A 22,620-nucleotide genomic window follows, 5' to 3' on the forward strand; every position below is an offset into this window, starting at 1 on the left:
TTTCGGAGATAAAAAATCATGGCAAAAAATACGCTTCTCGCGCTACAAGGGCTTTCATGCTCCCACTGTGTAAACAGTGTAAAAAAATCACTTGATGCCCGCAATGATATAGAACAGTCCTTAGTAACTATTCAATACGCTAAAATTGATAGTGATGCAACTGCTGAAAGCTTAATCAAAACGATAGAAGAAGCTGGATATGAAGCGACAATAGCAAGCCACCCTGATGTTAAATTAAGCCTAAGCGGTCTTAACTGCATGAAATGTGTGGGCAAAACAGAAAAAGCGCTGTTAGCGGTTGAAGGTGTTGTAGATGTTAATGTCACTAAAGAATCGGCTGATATCTTTGGTGATGCAAACGCAGATACCTTAATTTCTGCCATTGAAGCTGAAGGCTTTAAAGCAAGCTTAGCTGATACAAATAATACTATTGAATTAACCCTTTCTGGTTTAAATTGCGGCCACTGCATTGGCTTAGTAAAAAAAGCGCTTGAAGGAACAGAAGGCGTAGAAAACGTAGATGTAGAGCTAACTCACGCTAAAGTCACAGGCTCAGTTTCAGCAGAACAATTAATTAATGTGATTAAGGATGTTGGTTTTGAAGCTGAATTAGCGAGTACTGAACACCCAAAAACTGAGCCGCTGACGCAAACGCATGCACAACTGGAAGCATCGTCAGCGGCTGTTTGTGATATTCCAGTTGAAAATGCAGATATTCCTAATAGCGATGTAGATATAGATGCTGATGACGATGGTAGTGTTCAGCTCTTAATTGATGGCATGACTTGCGCAAGTTGTGTTAGTAAGGTTCACAAAGCATTACAAAGTGTTGAAGGTGTTGATAATGCAAGAGTTAATCTTGCTGAGCGTAGCGCGTTAGTAACAGGTGATGTTGATCATGATGCATTAATCAGTGCCATTGAAAAAGCAGGCTACGGTGCTGAAATTATTCAAGACGATGTAAAACGTAGAGAACGCCAGCAAGAGGTCGCTGTCGCTAATATGAAACGTTTTCGTTGGCAAGCGGCATTAGCATTGGTCGTTGGTATTCCAGTTATGGTCTGGGGAATGATCGGCGATAATATGATGCTAACAGAAGCTAATCACAGTATTTGGTTAGCTATTGGTATTGCCACCCTCTTTGTGATGGTTGTCGCTGGTGGACATTTTTATCGTAGTGCATGGCAAAGCTTAAAAAATCGTAGTGCAACAATGGATACCTTAGTTGCATTAGGAACAGGAACCGCTTGGCTTTACTCTATTACAGTAAATCTATGGCCAGAGGTTTTCCCTGAACAAGCGCGACATCTCTATTACGAAGCCAGTGCGATGATTATTGGTTTAATCAATCTTGGTCATATGCTTGAACAAAGGGCTCGCCAACGTTCATCTAAAGCACTAGAACGACTATTAGATTTAACACCACCAACGGCAAGAGTTGTCACTGACAAAGGTGAAATTGCAATGCCACTTGCTGATGTTAAACAAGGAATGACTTTACGTTTAGCAACCGGTGATAAAGTGCCTGTTGATGGTGAAATCATTCAAGGTGAAATATGGATGGATGAGGCTATGCTCACTGGTGAGCCAATTCCACAGCAAAAAACCATCGGTGACATCATACATGCTGGTACAACGGTGCAAGACGGCTCAGTACTATTTAAAGCCGCAGCTGTTGGTAGCAAAACAACTCTTGCTCGCATTATAAAATTAGTCCGACAAGCCCAAAGTAGTAAACCTGAAATTGGGCAATTAGCCGATAAAATCTCAAGCGTATTTGTGCCTGTTGTTGTTGTGATAGCGCTAATAGCTGGCGCTATTTGGTATTTCTTTGGCCCATCGCCACAAATTACCTATGCATTAGTAATTATCACAACAGTGCTGATTATCGCCTGCCCTTGTGCGCTGGGTCTGGCAACACCAATGTCGATTATTTCAGGTGTGGGTCGTGCAGCTGAATATGGCGTATTAGTGCGCGATGCTGACGCACTTCAACAAGCGAGCAACCTTGATACGTTAGTATTTGATAAAACAGGTACATTAACAGAAGGGATGCCTCAGGTAACTGAAATTCATACCTTTAATCAAGTGAGTGAAGCTCAAGCATTAGCATTAGCGGGATCACTTGAAAATGGCTCTAATCACCCATTAGCCAAAGCGATTTTAACTCGAGCTAAAGGAATTAATTTACCTGAGATTAACCAATTTCGCACCCTCGCAGGAATGGGGTTAAGTGGTGATATTGAGGGTAAAACAGTACTTTTAGGTAACCCTAAACTAATGAGTGAATCGGGTATTGATATTAGTGAAATCAATACACTTATTGAAACTCAAGCAGCAAAAGGGGTTACACCCGTTTTACTTGCTCAAGATGGCAAAATAGCCGCACTATTATCTATTCGAGATCCACTTAGAGAAGATACCGTAAGTGCATTGCAACGCTTACACAATCAAGGTTATCGCTTAGTGATGTTAACAGGTGATAACCCGATTACAGCCAATGCTATAGCAAAAGAAGCCGGTATTGACCAAGTTATTGCGGGTGTAATGCCAGAAGGCAAAGCGCAAGCAATTACTGAGTTACAGGCACAAGGCCATCGCGTTGCTATGATTGGTGATGGTATTAACGATGCGCCAGCATTAGCTAAAGCGGATGTCGGTATCGCGATGGGTGGTGGTAGTGATATTGCGATAGAAACTGCGGCAATTACCTTAATGCGCCATAGCTTACATGGTGTTGCGGATGCCGTTGAGATCTCAAAAGGCACACTACGTAATATGAAACAAAACCTCTTTGGTGCCTTTGTCTATAACAGCTTAGGTATCCCAATTGCGGCAGGTATTTTATACCCATTAACAGGTACATTACTAAACCCAGTTGTTGCTGGTGCAGCAATGGCGTTATCTTCAATCACGGTTGTAAGTAATGCGAACCGCTTATTACGTTTTAAACCTAAGCAATAAAACCATATAAATGCTGCGTTAAGGCTAAGCGCACTATCTCTAAACCTTTTTTATCTTCAGGGTAAAAGAGGTTTTTTTTTATTATAAAATAGTTATCAGTTTACTTATCAACATGTTAAAAAAAAGCCGATATTTCTATCGGCCAGTCAAAGAGGAATTTTTCATTATACAAGAGAGTCATCACTCCGCCCTCTTAGTCCTAGAATAGCAATATACTATAAATTTTTCATTAACTTTATTATTCATATATACAATTAAATTCCTATATAAAATAGCCATAAAAACATTTCAAAAGATATTAACATTGCTAGTTTATTATTCTAATTTTAGAATTAAATAGTTAACAAGGATCTTATATTAAAAGGAATTAATCATGAAACTAAAAAAAATCGCCATGCTTAGCTTATCTCTAATTTATTCTATGAATGCTTTTTCTATTGCAAAAACAATAACAGAGGGGGATTTTATTTCACCTGAAAATACTTATTTTAATGATAACCCGATTAATTCTACACCTCTAGCCTCACCTCCTATTAAAAATGAAATTACCAGACCTATTCTTGATGAATTTGTAAGTGATTTTTATATTTATCATGTGAATTCGTATAATCATAGTCCTAGTGACAATTCTGGAAAAACTGTTGAAATCATCAGAATAACAGATGAAATAATAAGAAAAATGGATAAAGAAATAAAAAAACAATACCACAAAGAAAATTTTGATATAGAGAAAACTCTGATTACAGATAATCAACTCAGGGATAAATCAATAGATTTAGATAATACAAGTGGTAATTTTAAAGAAGCAGTATTGGGTTATCTTGCTAACTTTTCAATCCATACAGATACTCCAATCCTTATTCCAAATTCAAATGAACCTGTTTCTTTTAATAAAAATAAAATTGATAAACTTGCTAATACTAAGAATAAAATACTGATTCAAAGGCATCATCGCTTACCTGATTCAAAACTTAATGAATTAGAAAAAAACATACTAAGAGGAAAAGGCGTGAGTACCCCAAAAGAAACAGTACTTAAATTAGAAGATAATTTTGTAAAAAAAATCACTGCTATTCAGAATAAACAAGAAGAACAATATCAAAAAATAAGTAGAAAAGATAACATGTTAGATAATAGAATAGATTATGCAATGAATAAACTAAACAGACATATAGATGAGACTAATGAAAATAAAGATACAATAAAAGATACAATAGATAATAAAAACAACATCAATAAAAACAGAATGAAAATATTATCTATTGAACATATGTCTAACACAAATGCAGTGAATTCAAATGCAAATAAAACAAACATTAAAAGCAATAAAGATAATATTAATATTAACAAAAATAAAATTGATGAAAATGCAGATGCTATTGATGAAAGTAGAATCACAATCATTAAAAATACAAATAACATCAACGAAAATACATTGCAAATCAATGATATAAAAGAAAACACTATTAATGATGTTAATATTAATGGAGTTAGGCTTCCGCTAAAAAATCATCTTTCTCATTTATATAATCAACAATCAATAGGTAGAAGCCAATTTAATGCACTTAAAGAGAATTTTGAACATTTTAAATCTGATACCCAAAATCGTTTTTATAAAGTTGAAAAACGTGCCAATCAAGGCATTGCCTCTGTAGCCGCAATGAGTAATTTACCTTTTACTGATGATGCTACATTTAGTACCGCTATTGGCATCGGTAATTATCGCAATGCCACAGCTCTTGCTTGGGGTATGCAATACCGTATTAATGAAAATATAAAAGTAAGGGCTTCTACTGCGTGGAATGAAAGCAATAATTGGGTCTCTGCTGGTGGTGTTGGCATAAGTTGGTAAATAACATAAAAACAGCGAAAGCGAAATAAAGCTTAATTTTCGTTATTTCATTCATCTCTAAATCCGTTATGCTGGGGACTTGTTATTTTATTCCTCAGCAGGAGCAGATTAAAATGGTGGGTATTGTTCAGCAAATAAAAAAATGGATAGGTATAAATAAAACTACTCACTATCCTTACCCTGCCGTTGATATTACTTTACCCAATAATATCTCATTGCATTTAGTGGGCAGCATACATATGGGTGTACCGACCATGTCGCCACTATCAGAAGTGCTCATTAGCGAAATCAGGCAAGCGGATGCTATTATTATTGAAGCGGATATTTCAACTGAAACTCAAGCTTTTGATCAGCAATCTCTTTTTAGAGAGCCTATAAATACGCGAATTAATGATATTTTTCTTACAAAAGTTATTCAACAATGTGAAAGTTTACAGATCCCGCTTTTTCAAATCGACGATAAACCACTTTGGCAAATTGCACTTATTTTGCAATCTACACAAGCCACTCAATTAGGCCTTCAACCACAACATGGTATTGATTATCAAGTTATTCAATATGCTAACAAATATCAAAAACCACTGATTGAGCTTGAAGGTATAAAAAGTCAAGTCGCCCTTTTATTAGATTTTCCTGATGATGGTCAACAATTGCTGCAAGATACCCTGAAAAATTGGCACGATAATGCACGCACATTGCAAATTATGATCAATTGGTGGTTAAATTATAATAGTAAAGAGAAACAGCCCCCTTTACCAAATACATTTAGCAAAGCTGTATTTGATATTTTAATGGATCAACGTAACCAAAATTGGGCAAAAATATTATCACAACTTCCTAGTGGCCGTTATGTTGTTACTGTTGGCGCATTGCATCTCTTTGGTGAACAAAACTTAGTTGATTTATTAACTAAGCAGGCATAAAAAGAAAATTACATATCATCGTTTAGTAGGAAAAATTATGACTCCCGCTGTAAATTTACTGGAAAAACAAAAAATAAAATTCACGCTACATCCTTATGAACACGATGCTAATGTCCACAATTTTGGTGATGAAGCAGTAGAAAAGTTAGGTTTAAATAATCGCCAAGTATTTAAAACCTTATTAGTGGCATTAAATGGTGATGCAAAAAATTTAGCTGTTGCAGTTACACCGGTTTCAGGTCAGTTAGATTTAAAATTAGTCGCAAAATGCTTTAAAGCCAAAAAAGCGGATATGGCAGATCCTCAAATCGCTCAAAAAGTCACAGGCTATTTAGTCGGTGGAATTAGCCCATTAGGGCAGAAGAAACGTCTACCAACCGTAATTGATGAGCAAGCGTTAGAATTTGATACAATGTTTGTTTCTGGCGGTAAGCGTGGTTTAGATATTGAATTAGCAGCCAAAGATTTAGCCAGCGTGCTCGGTGCTCAATTTGCCCTTATTCGCAAAGGATCTTAATCCCCAGACATTTAAAAGGCGACCTATTATTAAGCCGCCTTTTAACTATAAATAATTATTATCTATTGAATAATATCAATTATTTCTTATAAACAATCTCACCTTTAGGCTCAAAATCTGCTGCTTTCAGTGGAGAATGTGCTTCGATATAGCCTTTTAATACTTCAGCGTCAACAAAACCAGTATTTACATAAGCTGGATGAGTATCTACTTTAGGGTAACCATCACCGCCGATAGCATTAAAGTTTAATGTCGCCATACGATAAGATTTGGTTTTATCCAGTGGCTTACCTGCAATTTTCACATCGCTAACATTGCAATCAGCATCCACAGTTAAACTTACATTATAAAATTGAGCATAAGCACCAGAATCTACCTTCATGCAAGCAACCGCAGAAAGATATGGCTCAACCTCTTCACCTTTGAAATCAACATATACCAGTTCATTAGCAAATGGCTGAACTTTAAGCACATCTTTATAAGTGATATTGCCAGACTCAATAGAATCACGAACACCACCACCACTCATAATAGCAAAATCAGCATTAGCACGCTCAGCTTGTGCAGATAACAATAAACGCGCCATATTGGTTTGAACAAAGCGAACTTTGCTACGATCACCTTCTAATTTACCAACAACTTCACCCACTTTAACATTTAATTGCTCACCACCTTTTTCTTGGTAAGGTGTTAACAATTTCATCATTTCTGGGTTATGTGCAATCTCTTTCGTGTAATAGACCAGCTCTGTTGTGCCATCGTCTTTTTTCACTTTTTGATTCAAGTTAATTGGAATTAACTGATAATGTTTTAAAGTGAATTCGCCATTACGGAATTCAAAATCTGCACGACCTACATATTTGCCCCACTCATGGGCCTGAACAATCCATGTACCATTCTGATTATCAGGTGCACAAGGGGTTCCTGGAACATAATCCGCTTGCTTATAGTTTTTGTTTTCTTGAGACATACAGACAGGATCTTGTGAGTGACCGCCCACAATCATATCTAAATAGCCTTTTGGCAAAGCACGAACCATTTCAACATCACCAGGGGCATTAGAGCCATGATGACCGTCATCATAGTGCCCCATATGGGTTGCAGCGATAATAATGTCCGGTTTTTCAGTTGTACGCAGCTCTTCAACAACTTTTTTAGCTTCATCAGCAGGAGCGCGGAATTCAGTATCAGGGAAGTTAGCAGGATTACCAATGCGAACTGTATCATCGGTTGTTAAACCTAATACAGCGATCTTTACGCCTTGCTTATCAAAAATGGTATAAGGCTTGAATAGACGCTCACCCGTACTTTTTTGATAAATATTGGCAGATAAGAAGGGGAATGTTGCCCACTTTTCTTGTTGGCGCAATACATCTAACGGATTATCGAATTCATGGTTACCCAATGCCATTGCATCGTAGCCAACGAGGTTCATACCTTTAAAATCTGGCTCTGCATCTTGTAAATCTGACTCAGGAACACCTGTATTGATATCACCACCAGATAATAGCAACACACTACCGCCTTTTTTAGCGACTTCATTACGAATATCATCAACAACTGTTTTTTGTGCAGCTAAACCATATTCGCCACGATCATTATGCCAAAAATGGCCGTGGTGATCATTGGTATGAAGAATAGTAATTTCGTAGGTTTTATCCTTTTCCCATGCCTGAGACATCACAGGCGTCATTGCTAAAGAAACCGTCAATGCGCATGTAGATAATTTAAAAGATAAGCTCATGGTATATCCCCATGTATATTCATTATTAAAAGGCTCTGCCAAGTATTTACTGTAGAAAAAAAAGACAGAAGTTAAATACTTTTGCTGTATTTTATGACGTAGGTTATATAATTTTTTTATTATTTCATTGTTTCAATAGTTTTTTTGAGACATGAATCAAACTCTATTTCTTAGAAAAGTACTGTTTTAGAAATAGATGTAAACTAGATTAATAAAAATAGAAACAATTCATTAACAAATAGATGTGACAGGGAAATGAAATGAGCAATATAGATTCCACTCTTCAATCTGAAGATCCCAAAGTTTTGCAGCAAAAAGCCAACAAGCGGAATACAGTATTTACTATCTTAACCGCTATCAGCTTTTCGCATCTGCTTAATGATATGATCCAATCATTGATTTTGGCGATTTATCCGATGTTGCAATCTGAGTTTTCACTGAGTTTTGTGCAAATTGGCATGATAACGCTGACCTATCAAATCACAGCATCGCTACTACAACCTTTTATTGGCCTTTATACTGATAAATACCCAAAACCCTATTCATTACCTATAGGCATGGGATTTACCCTTACAGGGCTTATTTTATTAGCCTTTGCTGATACCTTCCCCATGTTGTTGCTTGCTGCTGGATTAGTCGGCACGGGCTCTTCTGTTTTCCATCCTGAATCATCACGCGTTGCTAGAATGGCATCAGGAGGAAGGCACGGCCTGGCCCAATCCCTTTTCCAAGTTGGGGGCAATTTAGGAAGCTCATTAGGGCCACTACTTGCTGCACTTATTATTGCACCTTATGGTAAAGGCAATGTCGGTTGGTTCTCTTTTGCTGCATTGTTAGCCATTGTAGTGCTTTTACAAGTTAGCCGCTGGTATAAAATTCAGCAAGAAGCTCAGAAAAAACAACCACGAACAGTGCAAACTCATGCTGTTTTACCTCGTAAAGCATTATTCGGATCATTAGCTATTTTACTTATTCTTATTTTTTCTAAATATTTTTATCTCGCAAGTATCAGCAGCTACTATACTTTTTACTTAATACACAAGTTTGGTGTTTCTGTTCAAAACGCCCAAATTCACCTGTTTGTTTTTCTTTTTGCTGTTGCAGCAGGCACCATGATTGGTGGGCCGGTTGGGGATAAAATAGGCAGAAAATATGTTATTTGGGGATCTATTCTTGGTGTTGCACCTTTTACCTTACTACTGCCTTATGCCAGCCTTTATTGGACCGGCATTTTAACTGTCTTTATTGGTGTAATTTTAGCTTCAGCATTTTCTGCTATCTTAGTTTATGCTCAAGAGTTGATCCCGGGTAAAACAGGCATGGTTTCTGGGCTTTTCTTTGGCCTTGCATTTGGGATGGGAGGTATTGGTGCCGCAGTGCTAGGTTACATAGCAGATCAGAAAAGTATTGAATATGTCTATCATATTTGTGCTTATTTGCCTCTACTTGGCATTTTCACAATTCTTCTACCTAACATTGGGGTAGATAAAACCAAATAGTCTGCGATTATCCTTGTTGCTGTAATAAAGCCGTGACAGGGATAAACCAGCCTTAATCAAGATGACTTATTAAAATAACATAAAAACACGCATTTGCGTCAGAAAAATCAATCAACTTGCTGTTTTTATAAATAATCAATAATTTTTAGCGAATTTATTGCATAAATACGTTAAACTATTCACCTGCTGTACCACTTGCCCCCCTAAATATAGTTTTATAAAAAGAAGGAGAATTGATGCCGCATTCAACACCCCTTATTACCACCATTGTTGGTGGGTTAGCACTTGCTTACATTTTAGGCATGATTGCTCAACGGCTAAAAATCTCACCTTTAGTAGGATATCTTGCTGCGGGTGTACTCGCTGGCCCATTTACTCCAGGCTTTGTTGCTGATACCTCTCTTGCTCCTGAACTCGCCGAAATTGGCGTTATTCTCTTAATGTTTGGCGTTGGTTTACACTTCTCATTAAAAGATCTTATGGCAGTAAAAGCCATAGCGATCCCCGGTGCTATTGCACAAATTGCCGTCGCGACATTATTAGGATTGGGATTATCAGCATTTTTTGGCTGGGGTCTATTCAGTGGCATTGTATTTGGTTTGTGTCTTTCAACTGCAAGTACCGTGGTACTTTTACGTGCACTTGAAGAACGAGGGTTAATCGATAGCCAGCGTGGGCAAATAGCAATAGGCTGGTTAATCGTTGAAGATTTAGCTATGGTTTTGGCGCTTGTTCTACTACCTGCGGCTGCCAATATGATAGAGAGCAACGATCAGACTAGCATTTCACAATTAATGATTAATTTAGGTATCACGATAGGTAAAGTTGTCGCCTTTATATTAATCATGATGGTTATAGGACGTAAGCTGATCCCTTGGATTTTAGCAAAAACGGCCGCCACGGGTTCGCGTGAACTATTTACCCTTTGTGTGTTAGCTCTTGCTTTAGGTATCGCTTATGCGGCAGTAACGCTATTTGATGCCTCATTTGCCTTAGGCGCATTCTTTGCGGGGATGGTGCTTAATGAGTCAGACTTAAGTCATCGAGCAGCACAAGATACCCTACCGCTACGTGATGCTTTTGCCGTATTGTTCTTTGTTTCTGTTGGTATGCTTTTTGATCCAATGGTATTAATTGAGCATCCATTAGGTATTTTGGCGACACTCGCCATCATTATTATAGGTAAATCTGCCGCTGCTTTAGTCTTAGTGCGAATGTTTGGCCATTCTCGGCGAACCGCATTAACGATATCAGCAAGCCTAGCTCAAATAGGTGAGTTTGCCTTTATTCTTGCAGGTCTTGGTGTTGCTCTCAATGTATTAGAACCCGATGCGAGAAACCTTGTTCTTGCTGGTGCATTAGTTTCTATTATGCTAAATCCTGTTCTATTCACTTTATTGGATCGTTATTTAGCGAAAACCGAAACGAAAGAAGAAATGGAACAACAGCAACAAGAAGAGTTAGAAGAGGAAATGCCAGTTCCTGTTGATATTTGTGGTCATGCCATTATTGTTGGTTATGGCCGAGCAGGAAGCATGTTGTCAGAAAAACTCTTAGCTCAATCAATCCCATTAGTGATTATTGAAAATAGCCGTAATAAATTTGCTGAATTAAAAGAGAAAGCATTCAATACAGTGCTTGGTAATGCCTCGACTAAGGATTCTCTTGCATTAGCACGCATCGATTGCGCAAAATCGCTTTTACTCACAATTCCTAATGGATATGAAGCTGCTGATATCGCAGAAACAGCAAGGAGTATGAACCCTGATTTAAATATCATTGTTCGTGCTCACTTTGACGATATTATTGTTCGTGCTAACTACGACGAAGAGGCCTCTTTTATTCTCGAAAAAGGCGCAAATCACGTAATTATTGATGAAGACCAAACTGCAACTGCAATGGCTGAAATGCTCATTAAAGAAGTTGAATTTGGTTGTGCTATTGATGATACACCTGAAAATGGTCAACAAATTATTGCGCCAAGTACTGGGCAATAATACAACCTTATTACTAAGATGACGAAAAAAGCAACGCCTAATTTATTTGAGGTGTTGCTTTTTTATTATTTATAGCAATGAAATAAACCGCTTTTATTACCAGCGATAACCGACACCAAAAGTATAATTGGTATTACTCGAATCCGCTCTCTCACCTTTAATCTTCTCTTTCACGATATTTGCATTAAGATTAATGCTCTCCGTGAGATTATACATAAGACCAATTTTAGCATTTAGATCAAGACTCACATCATTATCAAAACTACGACCAATACGCCCTTTAGTATAAGCAGTTACTTTTTTAGCAAAAAGATATTGGTTATAATCCCAACCTAATGCACCTTGGAGATAATTAGCATTACCATCATGGCGATATTTTAAGTTTTGGTAACTTAATAAGGTGGTAAAAGATAATGAACTTAATTCATCATTCCAGACTTGCCAACCAGGACCTGTACCAACACCCGTTTTTTCTTTAATATCTTCAACCCAATCATGTTGATAACTTACATAACCACGCCAGAAAAAATAAGGGTTAATAAAACGGTCAAGATCATAGCCTAAATTATAGTAATAAGTACTAACATTACTATCATCTTTATTACGTAACATCGCACCTGTAAGATTTTGGCGCCATACATCATTAGCAATATTGATATTTCCATCTATCGAATATTTTTCATTGGTAGAAGAACCTTTATTATAAGCGGCTCCTGCATTCAAACTTCCTGTTATTTTATTCTCTCTTGATAACTCACTTAATTTGTTATCTATCTTACTTTTACTTAAGACTAGAGAGCTAGTGAGTGGCACACTCTCTTTATTCTTATCTGTTATTAATGTAATTTCTCCATCAGACGAACGCTCAATTGAATTTATTGATGTTCATTTTGAAAACGTTTCATTTTTAATCAGAGATGGCGTATTGACGGTGAAAGATTTAACATCATCAAGGCTAATTCTTATTTCTCCAGCATAATCTGTTTTAACAAGAATTTTATTACTATCAATAATAGAAATAGCACCAGATATTTGATCGCCATTCTTTAAATAAATATTATCAGCACATGCTCCAGCAGAAAACAAAGCTAAAAATAAAACAACCGTACTCTTGTGCATCTATATTCCCCTTTATTAAGTCTTTATAACTGTAGTCAGTGATATAAAAATACACAAGATAACCAACCAATAGATTTGATTAATTATTCTTGTGTATTTTTGGTATCATCAATAAAGGAAATATTGAAATAACGCTTAGCGTTCCCAGTATGCTTCTTCTAAACTATCTTCTTTTTCAGGCAAACCACGCGTTAAACGTGGTGAGTGCTGACTTAATACTTGATAGCTCACTCTATTAGCATATTTACACACTTGTGCTAATGAAGAGTAAGTTAGATAGGCTCGTGGATGCTTACTTGAATTAGGTACATTCACCCGATGATAACTATTTGCTGTAATATCATGTAATAACGCCGATAATGCCGCATCTCCAGCACCATTGGTATTCATAATTTTTTCAGGGCCACCCATATAAGGTTCGATATGAGAATAAACCTTTTCTGGCGCCTCACAGTCTTTACGACGCATAGCACGGCTAAATTCATAACGATTAAATTCAGCTATCGCACCCGGTAACAATGGATGAGTAGTTAGACGTTTAAAATCATGCTCAGTATAACCGCCCATATAAAGTCCAGCTGGACCTGCTGTACAAAGCACTAAATCAACCCACTCTAATGCCACATCTGAAGCCAATAATGGGTCAGCATGCCCTGTTAATTCAAAAGCCTCATCTTCATTCATTGCCACAACAGATACATGTTCTTTTAAGAAATCACGCCACCATTGAGGATCGTCAGCAATGACATATTTAGTCCCTAAGGTTAACACCACAGGAACATCGTATTTTTTTGCATATTCGATGGCCTTCATGGTTGCTAAAGGCATTGGTTCACCCGGTTTACAGCGAACTAAATAAGCCGTTAAAACCAATGCTGAAGCTTCTGCAATAACGTCTTCAGGAATACTTTCTGGTTTTAACTGATTCATTTGGCCGGGGCTAATTGCAAAAGTACGTTCACCATTTTCAGTGATAAGCGTGAAACAGCGCCCAATGGCACCATCAACACCTTGCAAATAGTTAAGATCAGTACGGCTTGAAGTGTTACATAAATAACGATAAGCATAGCTACCAATTTGAATATTATTACACATCGTACCCAACAACACAGAGCGGTCGTCGGCAAGTACAGAATAGTTATGTAACGTATTTCCTATTGTTCCACCAGCAAATTCGTGGGTGATTAAATTTTTGTCAGTTAATTCACGATAAAGCGCTTCCGCGATATCGTCTTCGATAACAAGAGAGTGTCCCTGACTCAAGTTATAACGATGGATAAACTCTTCATCGACTTTGGCTTCAATATCAACCAAAGTTTGGTCAATACCAACAATGTAAGCGCGTGACGATTCGCTATCAGCCATATTAATGATCGGTTGTAATAAAGGATCACGTAAACTAACGGGAAAATAGTGTTTGGATTTTCGTTTGCCAGGGAATTTCATTGTGAACGATGCTACACAGCTAAAAAAGATGCGCAATGTTAACACAATATTATTGTAGAGACAGTAGGTGTACGTCAGTACACCTACTTATTTGAGGATATTTTTATGCTGTTTTACGACGACTTCTTACCATATAGCCTAATAAAACAGCCATAACAGAAAGGATAAAACCGACAAATGCAGCACCGACTAAAATCAGCGCACGTTTAGGTGCATCTTTTTTAGTTGGTTCATAAGGCTTCATCATATATTTAAAAGGTACAAATTGAAGTTCATCTAATTTTACCTTTTCTAATTGCTGAATATTATATAAACGGTTTTTCAGTTCAGCGCTTACTGTTGTTGGATCTTTAATTGACTCAGTGATGGTTAATTTACTGCTCAGTGCATCAGAACCCATAGCAATAGAGTAATCTGGATCATCTTTAATTTGCGCACCTTCACTTGAAATTGGCTTTTTAACTCCAGCAGCGTTAGCAATTTCTAGCGCATATTTTAAACGTTGAACCGTGATATTACGCGCATTAGCAATACGTTCTAGATCCATTTCATATGCTTTTTGTGCAAAACTTAATTTACGCTCAATTTGGTCATCAATTTCGTCTTTTACTTCAATTCTTACTTGAGTAGAAATAAAGCGGATATAACCTGAAAGCAAATCATAAGCTGCATCGGAAGTTGGCGCAGTAAAACTTAAATTAATTTCACCACTGAACTCATCATCTTTATCTTTACCATCAGACGCTTTTAATGAAATGTCTTTTGTTACGATATCTTCGATTAAGCGACGCTGATCCAATGGTGTTGGATTTTCAATTTTAGCTAATAAATTTTTATAATAATCCGTACTTACTAAAAACTCTTCACGTAATACACGGGAGTTATAGTTATTGATAAATTTTTGGTAAACAGAAGACGCATTTACGCCAGTATCCACATCAACCAAACTCAGTTCAGTCAGTGTGTTTCTTAACTGTTTCATTTCATTTAGCATTGGTTTTGTAATTGCTGCCTGACTGGTCCACTTTTGTGGCAGAAAGCTGGCAACCGTAAAACCAACGATAGCAAATAACAGAGTTACACCAATAATGACGAATTTTGATTTATATAAAACAGAAAATAGTTCAAAAAGATCGATTTCGTCATTCTGCTTTAGATAGAAATCGTCGAAATGCCCTTTATCAATTTCTGAAGATTGTGGTTTTGAAAGCTTACTATTCATTTTCCTGCCTAAATTTATGTAATGCAGTGTCCGTTTATCAGCAATTCTAGTGATTATAGCTAAAATGCTTAAAAAAAGAGAAAAGATAAGTTTATATATAACTGAATTATGATCAAATGAATATATCATCTAATCCGATAATTTTATTTACAGAACTCATTGATTATTTTTTGCATATCCCACGAATTATAGCTTCTAGCAGGTCTATATGCGCTGAATTATCATTAAGTGCAGGGATATATTCATACTGTTTCCCCCCACCGTGAATAAAGAACTCTCTGTTCTGTTCATTAATTTCTTCTAATGTTTCTAAACAATCAGAAGAAAAACCTGGGCAAACCACCTGAACATGTTCAACGCCTTCACTACCTAATTTTTCCATTGTTTTATCGGTATAAGGTGATAACCATGGCTCACGACCAAAACGAGATTGAAACGTCAACATTACTTTTTCAGCAGGATAATCTAACTGTGCTTTTAGTTTTTCTGTAGTTAAACAACACTCATCATAATAAATATCTCCCGTTTTAATAAAACGCTCTGGGATACCATGAAAAGAGAGCACTAAGCGATCTGGTTTACCATGTTGCTTAAAACTATTTTCAATTGAGCTCACTAATGCGTTGATATAAAGCGGATGATCAGCATAACTACGAATAAAATGTAACGATGGGATGGTTCTCATTGTTTTAAAAATATGACTCACACCATCAAATACCGCAGCTGACGTAGAACAAGAATATTGTGGATAAAGCGGTAATAGAATAATTTTTTCAACACCTTGCTGCAATAAGTTAGTCACTCCCTCATTGAGGGATGGATTGCCATAACACATGCCCAATTCAACAGGAATATTGGGCAGTCGCTGCGCTAAAGCACGTTGTTGAGCACGGCTATAAACTAAAAGAGGAGACCCTTCACTCATCCACACTTGTTGATACAGCTTTGCAACTTTAGGCGAGCGGAAAGGTAAAATCACACCATGTAATATTGGTTTCCAAATCCAAGGAGATGTATCGACAACACGCGGATCGCTAAGAAATTGAGCTAAATAACGTCGAACAGCAGCGGTTGTCGGTGCATCAGGCGTGCCGAGATTAACCAAAAGAACACCATACTTAGCATCATTCATACTATGACTCCTTAGAGTTATTTTTATCAGGATAACCAAAGAGTAGAAGCATAAAGGAAAATAATGCATTTCGCTTGTCAATTTATTGGATCGATCACTCAGTCTTTTTTTTCTGGTCTTAAAATAAAAAAAATCCCGGATTAACCGGGATTAATATAGGCACTACAGAATTAACCGAGGATATTTTTCAGCTCAGCATTAATTTCGCTGACTTTTTGAGTACCATCGATTTTGTAGTATTTAGCTTTGCTTGCTTTAGCTTCATTTTGATAATAAGAGACTAAAGGTGCTGTTTGAGTATGATATTCAACTAGACGTTTACGAACCGTTTCTTCCTGATCGTCTTTACGTGTAGTTAATTCTTCACCCGTAACATCATCGCGGTTTTCTACTTTAGGTGGATTGAACTTGATATGATAAACACGGCCTGATGGCGCATGAACACGGCGTCCAATAATACGATCAACGATAATTTCATCAGGAACAGCAAACTCCAGAACGAAATCAACATCAATACCCGCTTCTTTCATTGCATCAGCTTGTGGAATTGTTCTTGGGAACCCATCCAACAAGAAACCATTACGGCAATCGTCTTGTTTGATGCGCTCTTTTACTAACGCTATGACTAATTCATCAGTCACTAACTGACCATTATCCATCAGTTCTTTTGCTTTCAGTCCTAATTCCGTACCTGCGCTAACCGCAGCACGTAACATATCACCAGTAGAAATCTGTGGGATACCATAGTTTTCTTTAATGAATTGAGCCTGAGTGCCTTTACCAGCGCCCGGAGCGCCTAGCAGAATGATACGCATCGCGTAAATCCCCTTGCATTTAATTTTTTATATTTAAACTCGAAAACGCATTACCATACCATTTTGTGAGGTCATCGCTCAAGAAATCACGGTAGCGATTGCATTTTATTTTTATCGTAAAGGAAAAAAACCACGTTCTCTTGAAGAGAAACGTGGTTTAAATGTTTGAAAACGAAAACAGTTACGCTTTTTGGACTAACAGTTGGTTTACCAAGCGAATAAACTGGTTTGGATCCTCTAATGAGCCACGTTCAGCGAATAATGCCTGATCTAACAGTAAATTTACCCAATCAGAAAATAGTGCTTCATCGGTTAATTCAGCTGTTTGTTTCACTAATGGGTGATTTGGGTTGAGCTCAAAGTTGTATTTTACTTCAGGCACATCTTGCCCTGCTGCTGCAAAGAGTTTTGCCATTTGTGTGGTCATTTCATCAGCACTTGTTGTCACAATGGCAGGTGTATCGGTTAAACGATGCGTTAATTTAACCTCTTTTACTCTATCGCCCAGCAATGTTTTAATTCGCTCAACAAACGGCGCTAATTGTTTATCTGTTTCTTCTTGTTCAGCTTGTTTTTCTTCATCAGCAAGTTTATCTAATGACTCATCGGCCTTGCTAACAGATTGGAATGTTTTACCATCAAACTCAGTAAGATAGTTCATCATCCATTCATCAATACGGTCTGATAACAGAAGAACTTCAATACCTTTTTTACGAAATAGCTCTAAATGAGGACTATTTTTCGCCGCTGCATAGCTATCAGCCGTGATGTAATAGATTTTATCTTGTCCTTCAACCATACGACTTACGTAGTCTGCTAATGAAACGGTTTGAGCATTACTATCATTATGAGTTGAAGCAAAACGTAATAATTTAGCAATCGTTTCGATATTAGATGAATCTTCTGCTGGGCCTTCTTTTAATACTAAGCCAAACTCTTTCCAGAATGATTGATACTCTTCTGGGTTATTGTCTGCGAGTTTCTGCAGCATTTGTAATGCACGTTTAGTTAATGCGCTACGTAAATTACGCGTTACTGAGCTATCTTGTAATATTTCACGCGAAACGTTCAGTGGTAAATCATTAGAATCCACTAGCCCACGAATAAAACGCAGGTAATTAGGCATAAACTGTTCAGCTTCATCCATAATAAAGACGCGCTGTACATACAATTTTAAACCGTGGCGGTGATCACGATTCCATAAATCCCAAGGTGCTTTAGAAGGTACATATAACAGGCTGGTGTACTCTTGTTTACCTTCAACTCGGTTATGAGCCCAACTTAGCGGATCAGCAAAGTCATGAGAAATATGTTTATAAAACTCTTTATATTCATCATCACTGACTTCAGCTTTATTACGTGTCCATAACGCTTGTGCTTTATTAATTTTTTCCCAAGTTACAGTGCCGTCTTCTTCATTTTTAGTTTCAATTTCAACGGGCAGAGAAATATGATCAGAATATTTGCTAATAATACTGCGCAGACGCCAATCATCTAAATATTCATCTTCACCTTCACGTAAATGAAGGGTAATTTCAGTACCACGATCTGCTTTTTCAATATCTGCAACCGTGTAGTCGCCTTCGCCAGCAGACTCCCAGAAAACGCCTTTATCCGCAGGCTCGCCTGCTGCACGTGTACGAACAGTCACTTTATCCGCAACAATAAATGCAGAATAGAAACCCACACCAAACTGACCAATCAGTTGGCTATCTTTAGCTTGATCTTGACCAATAGATTCTAAGAATGATTTAGTGCCTGATTTTGCAATAGTACCTAAATTATCAATGACTTCATCGCGAGTCATCCCGATACCATTATCACTGATAGTCAGTGTGCGTTTTTCTTTATCTGTAGCAATACGAACATGGAGTTCCCCCTCATTTTCATATAACGCAGCGTCAGATAATGCACGAAAACGCAATTTATCAGCGGCATCCGATGCGTTCGAAATCAGTTCGCGAAGGAAAATTTCTTTATTGGAGTAAAGAGAATGGATCATTAATTGCAGAAGTTGCTTAACTTCAGATTGAAATCCTCTTGTTTCTTGACCTTTCATACTCATTTTTACCTCAATTGTCCTAATTTGGCGAAAAAAATCGATATGACTAAAAGGTGGGGATACTTAAGTAAGTTTCAAGGGAGAAATAAAAAATTAAGCTGATAAAAACCATTAATCACGTTAGCTGGATTAAAAATTGAGCTGAAATAATACTTGCTGTATATTTTAATATACAACGATATTAACTCAGGTTTATTATTATGAAATCGCTATTGCATCATTGTTTATTGGGTCTTGGTTTATTTTCGCTTACTACCCTCTCTTATGCTGATAGGCAAATTGTGGATCAAATTGGCCGAACAGTCACAATTCCTGATAAAGTTGAAAGAACTGTTGTTTTACAACATCAAACGCTTAATTTATTAATTCAGCTTGATGCTAGTGATAAAATCATAGGTGTAATGTCTAATTGGAAACAACAACTTGGCGATGGCTATGTAAAACTAGCGCCATCGTTAGAAAATACGCCAAAGGTAGGCGATCTCACCAGTTTTGATGCTGAAAGCTTAGTCAAATTACAACCTCAAGTTGTTTTTGTTACCAACTATGCTCCGAAAGAGATGATCGAAAAAATTTCTAATCTTGGCATTCCAGTTGTCGCAATTTCGTTACGCAAAGAAGCTAATGATGATAAATCAAACCTTAACCCTACCTTGTTAAATGAAGAGCAAGCCTATAACGAAGGTTTGAAAGAAGGCATTTTGCTGATTGGTGATATTGTCAATAAATCAGACAATGCTAACGCACTTATTGCCGCGACTTTTGATCAACGCCAGCAAGTTAGTCAGCGCTTACAAGATATTCCCAAAGAGCAACGCGTTCGTGCTTATATGGCAAACCCAGATTTAACAACCTATGGCTCAGGAAAATATACCGGATTAATGATGGATCATGCTGGCGCACTAAATGTCGCTGCGTCTAGTGTAAAAGGCTATAAACAAGTTGCTTTAGAACAAGTTATTGCATGGGATCCTGAGGTTATTTTTATTCAAGATCGCTATCCACAAGTTGTTGATGAAATTAAACAAGATGCTCGTTGGCAGGTTATTAGTGCAGTAAAAAATAATCGTATTTATTTGATGCCAGAATACGCTAAAGCCTGGGGCTACCCTATGCCAGAAGCAATGGCAATTGGCGAATTATGGATGGCAAAAAAGCTTTACCCCGAAAAATTTAACGATATTGATATGCAAAAAACAGCAAATGATTGGTATCAAAAATTCTATCGCACTCAATATCAAGGCGCAGAATAAGGTGTAGAACAATGGGACTTTCACTATTTGCAGCGGGTAGCCTACGGGCTACTTTGCCAGCCTTTATCGAACAATATCATCAAAAAACAGGAGAAGAGTGGACACTTACATTTGGCCCTGCGGGCTTATTACGTCAACGTATTGAGCAAGGTGAAATTTGTCATCTATTTTTATCTGCTGATGAAAATAATACTCAACAACTAATCCAACAAGGGATGGCTCTGCAATATGCGCCATTTATTGGCAATCAGCTATGCATTACAGCTCATCGCGATTGTGTTAGTGAACATGATACTTGGCTCTCATTACTTGCAAATCCAGCACTTAAACTGGGTACATCCACACCAAAATCAGACCCTTCTGGCGACTATTGCTGGCAACTTTTTGAAAAAATCGAACAGACTAATCCGAGTTTAGGTAAACAATTAAAACAGCGTGCTATACCATTAGTTGGGGGTAAGCATTCACTTACTATTCCAGTCGGAAAAATGGCTGCGCATTATTTAATTACCACACAACAAGCCGATCTTTTTATTGGTTATCAACATTATCAACACACATTAAGCCAATTTCCTGAATTAATGGTGTTTACTATACCTAATCCTTTTAACGTAATGGCTCATTATTGTGCTGCATTGATTGATGCTCAAGCCTATGGCTTATATCAAGAGATACTCTCTCCTTATGCCAAACACTATTTTGTTGATGCGGGTTTCTTACCGCTAACTGAACCTATATCGTCAATGAATAGCGGTAAAAAAGAGAAGATAGTTATCAACAACCAATGCGTTTAATCGACAGCATCATTTACGGAAATGGCTTGAGCCCCTGCTTTGGCTTCATCAAGAGCATGTTTAATAGTATCGGCATGAGCTAATACAACGCCTAAGCGGCGGCTACCCGCGATTTCAGGCTTTGCAAAGAGGCGAATTTGTCGGTTAGTTTTCAATGCTTTTTCAATACCCGAATAAACCAAATTAGTACTCTCTAATGTAGGTAAAATAACGGCAGAAGCACAGCAACCTAACTGGCGGATCCCGCCTATCGGATAACCTAAAAAAGCACGAACATGCAATGCAAATTCTGAAAGATCTTGTGAAATCAGCGTCACTAATCCAGTGTCATGTGGACGAGGTGAAACTTCATTAAAGAAAACCTCATCGCCTTGAACAAATAATTCGACACCAAATAAACCATAACCACCTAAATTCTCAATAACTTGACTAGCAATATGATGCGCTTTAGCTAAAGCGATATCACTCAACTTTTGCGGTTGCCATGATTCACGGTAATCACCTTTTTCTTGACGATGACCAATAGGAGAACAAAAATGAATCCCATCGACAGCGCGAATAGTTAACAACGTTATTTCAAAATCAAATGGGATCATCTTTTCGACAATCACTCTACCTTTACCAGACCGCCCGCCTTCTTGCGAATAAGCCCATGCATGTGTTAAGTCATCTTCATTGCGTATCACGCTTTGCCCTTTTCCTGAAGAGCTCATTACCGGTTTGATAATACAAGGGAAGCCAATCTCAATAGCGGCCGCGCTAAATGCAGCTTCATCATCGACAAATTGATAGTTTGATGTAGGTAAATGTAGTATTTCCGAAGCTAAACGACGTATTCCCTCTCTATCCATCGTTAATTTAACAGCACGCGCACAAGGCACCACTTTTTGTCCTTGTTGCTCCAACTCCACCAGTAAAGAGGTCGCAATAGCTTCAATCTCAGGCACAATAAAATCAGGATTTTCTTGTTCAATAACCTGTTTTAATGCATTGCTATCAAGCATATTAACGACATAATGACGATGAGCAACATGCATTGCGGGCGCATTTGGATAGCGATCTACCGCAATGACTTCAATACCTAAACGTTGGCACTCTATCGCAACTTCTTTGCCTAGTTCACCCGCACCTAATAGCATTATTTTTGTTGCACTTGCACAAAGAGCCGTACCCAGCACTGTCATTTTTCATCCTCAATTCAATAAGAACCCATCACGCGCAAACGTTTGCTTTTGCATAGCATAACGGATTTTATGTGATAGAAAAATAGCGATATCACAA

The 22,620-nt window shown here is 37.5% G+C and carries 17 protein-coding genes; 8 read left to right on the forward strand and 9 right to left on the reverse strand.

Annotated features, from left to right (window positions below; all coding sequences use genetic code 11):
• Positions 1-18: 18 nt before the first annotated feature.
• From copA to ybaK, 4 genes are all read left to right on the forward strand, one after another.
• The gene (copA, locus tag PH4a_RS03145; RefSeq protein WP_129037693.1) at positions 19-2,964 is read left to right on the forward strand and encodes a copper-exporting P-type ATPase CopA; all 2,946 of its coding nucleotides are present in this window, start codon (positions 19-21) and stop codon (positions 2,962-2,964) included.
• A gap of 373 nt (positions 2,965-3,337) precedes the next feature.
• Positions 3,338-4,816: a YadA C-terminal domain-containing protein gene (locus tag PH4a_RS03150; RefSeq protein WP_129037695.1), complete on the forward strand. Its 1,479-nt coding sequence runs from the start codon at positions 3,338-3,340 to the stop codon at positions 4,814-4,816.
• A 113-nt stretch (positions 4,817-4,929) separates the two neighbouring features.
• Entirely contained in the window at positions 4,930-5,739 is an 810-nt protein-coding gene (locus PH4a_RS03155; protein WP_129037697.1) for a TraB/GumN family protein, read from the forward strand.
• Between the two features lie 37 nt (positions 5,740-5,776).
• Complete coding sequence (ybaK, locus tag PH4a_RS03160) at positions 5,777-6,256, forward strand: Cys-tRNA(Pro)/Cys-tRNA(Cys) deacylase YbaK (RefSeq protein WP_129037699.1); 480 nt, start codon at positions 5,777-5,779, stop codon at positions 6,254-6,256.
• A gap of 79 nt (positions 6,257-6,335) precedes the next feature.
• On the opposite strand, the gene ushA is transcribed toward ybaK, so the two are convergent.
• A complete protein-coding gene (gene ushA / locus PH4a_RS03165; RefSeq protein ID WP_129037701.1) occupies positions 6,336-8,000 on the reverse strand; it encodes a bifunctional UDP-sugar hydrolase/5'-nucleotidase UshA in 1,665 nt (554 codons plus the stop codon).
• 260 nt (positions 8,001-8,260) lie between these two features.
• On the opposite strand from ushA, the gene PH4a_RS03170 reads away from it, so the two are divergent.
• Both PH4a_RS03170 and ybaL read left to right on the forward strand, forming a co-directional pair.
• Positions 8,261-9,499 (forward strand): MFS transporter, encoded by a 1,239-nt coding sequence (locus PH4a_RS03170; protein WP_129037703.1) that lies wholly within the window; start codon positions 8,261-8,263, stop codon positions 9,497-9,499.
• Positions 9,500-9,735: 236 nt separating this feature from the next.
• Positions 9,736-11,496 (forward strand): YbaL family putative K(+) efflux transporter, encoded by a 1,761-nt coding sequence (ybaL, locus tag PH4a_RS03175; RefSeq protein ID WP_129037705.1) that lies wholly within the window; start codon positions 9,736-9,738, stop codon positions 11,494-11,496.
• Between the two features lie 96 nt (positions 11,497-11,592).
• Here ybaL and PH4a_RS03180 read toward each other — a convergent pair whose 3' ends face one another.
• The 7 genes from PH4a_RS03180 to htpG form a co-directional block, all read right to left on the reverse strand.
• A complete protein-coding gene (locus tag PH4a_RS03180; protein WP_244212927.1) occupies positions 11,593-12,309 on the reverse strand; it encodes a DUF481 domain-containing protein in 717 nt (238 codons plus the stop codon).
• Between the two features lie 72 nt (positions 12,310-12,381).
• Positions 12,382-12,615, reverse strand: a complete 234-nt coding sequence (locus tag PH4a_RS18220) for a hypothetical protein (RefSeq protein WP_244212928.1) — start codon at positions 12,613-12,615, stop codon at positions 12,382-12,384.
• A 135-nt stretch (positions 12,616-12,750) separates the two neighbouring features.
• A complete protein-coding gene (locus PH4a_RS03185; RefSeq protein WP_064720887.1) occupies positions 12,751-14,061 on the reverse strand; it encodes an inosine/guanosine kinase in 1,311 nt (436 codons plus the stop codon).
• 103 nt (positions 14,062-14,164) lie between these two features.
• The gene (gene wzz(fepE) / locus PH4a_RS03190; RefSeq protein WP_129037707.1) at positions 14,165-15,283 is read right to left on the reverse strand and encodes an LPS O-antigen length regulator Wzz(fepE); all 1,119 of its coding nucleotides are present in this window, start codon (positions 15,281-15,283) and stop codon (positions 14,165-14,167) included.
• Positions 15,284-15,446: 163 nt separating this feature from the next.
• Positions 15,447-16,415, reverse strand: coding sequence for a ferrochelatase (hemH, locus tag PH4a_RS03195; protein WP_064720889.1), 969 nt, complete (start codon positions 16,413-16,415; stop codon positions 15,447-15,449).
• 170 nt (positions 16,416-16,585) lie between these two features.
• The gene (gene adk / locus PH4a_RS03200) at positions 16,586-17,230 is read right to left on the reverse strand and encodes an adenylate kinase (protein WP_064720890.1); all 645 of its coding nucleotides are present in this window, start codon (positions 17,228-17,230) and stop codon (positions 16,586-16,588) included.
• Between the two features lie 181 nt (positions 17,231-17,411).
• Positions 17,412-19,289, reverse strand: coding sequence for a molecular chaperone HtpG (gene htpG / locus PH4a_RS03205; protein WP_208730484.1), 1,878 nt, complete (start codon positions 19,287-19,289; stop codon positions 17,412-17,414).
• 203 nt (positions 19,290-19,492) lie between these two features.
• Between htpG and PH4a_RS03210 the strand changes: the two genes are divergently transcribed.
• Positions 19,493-20,545: an ABC transporter substrate-binding protein gene (locus PH4a_RS03210; protein ID WP_129037711.1), complete on the forward strand. Its 1,053-nt coding sequence runs from the start codon at positions 19,493-19,495 to the stop codon at positions 20,543-20,545.
• An 11-nt stretch (positions 20,546-20,556) separates the two neighbouring features.
• Complete coding sequence (locus PH4a_RS03215) at positions 20,557-21,339, forward strand: substrate-binding domain-containing protein (protein WP_129037713.1); 783 nt, start codon at positions 20,557-20,559, stop codon at positions 21,337-21,339.
• Here the strand turns inward: PH4a_RS03215 and purT are convergent.
• Positions 21,336-22,523 carry a formate-dependent phosphoribosylglycinamide formyltransferase gene (gene purT / locus PH4a_RS03220; protein WP_129037715.1) on the reverse strand — a complete coding sequence of 396 codons (1,188 nt, stop codon included), beginning with the start codon at positions 22,521-22,523 and terminating at the stop codon, positions 21,336-21,338. The genes PH4a_RS03215 and purT overlap by 4 nt on opposite strands.
• Positions 22,524-22,620: the final 97 nt, after the last annotated feature.

Origin of the sequence: Proteus hauseri (assembly GCF_004116975.1) — a bacterium.
Classification (GTDB): domain Bacteria; phylum Pseudomonadota; class Gammaproteobacteria; order Enterobacterales; family Enterobacteriaceae; genus Proteus; species Proteus hauseri.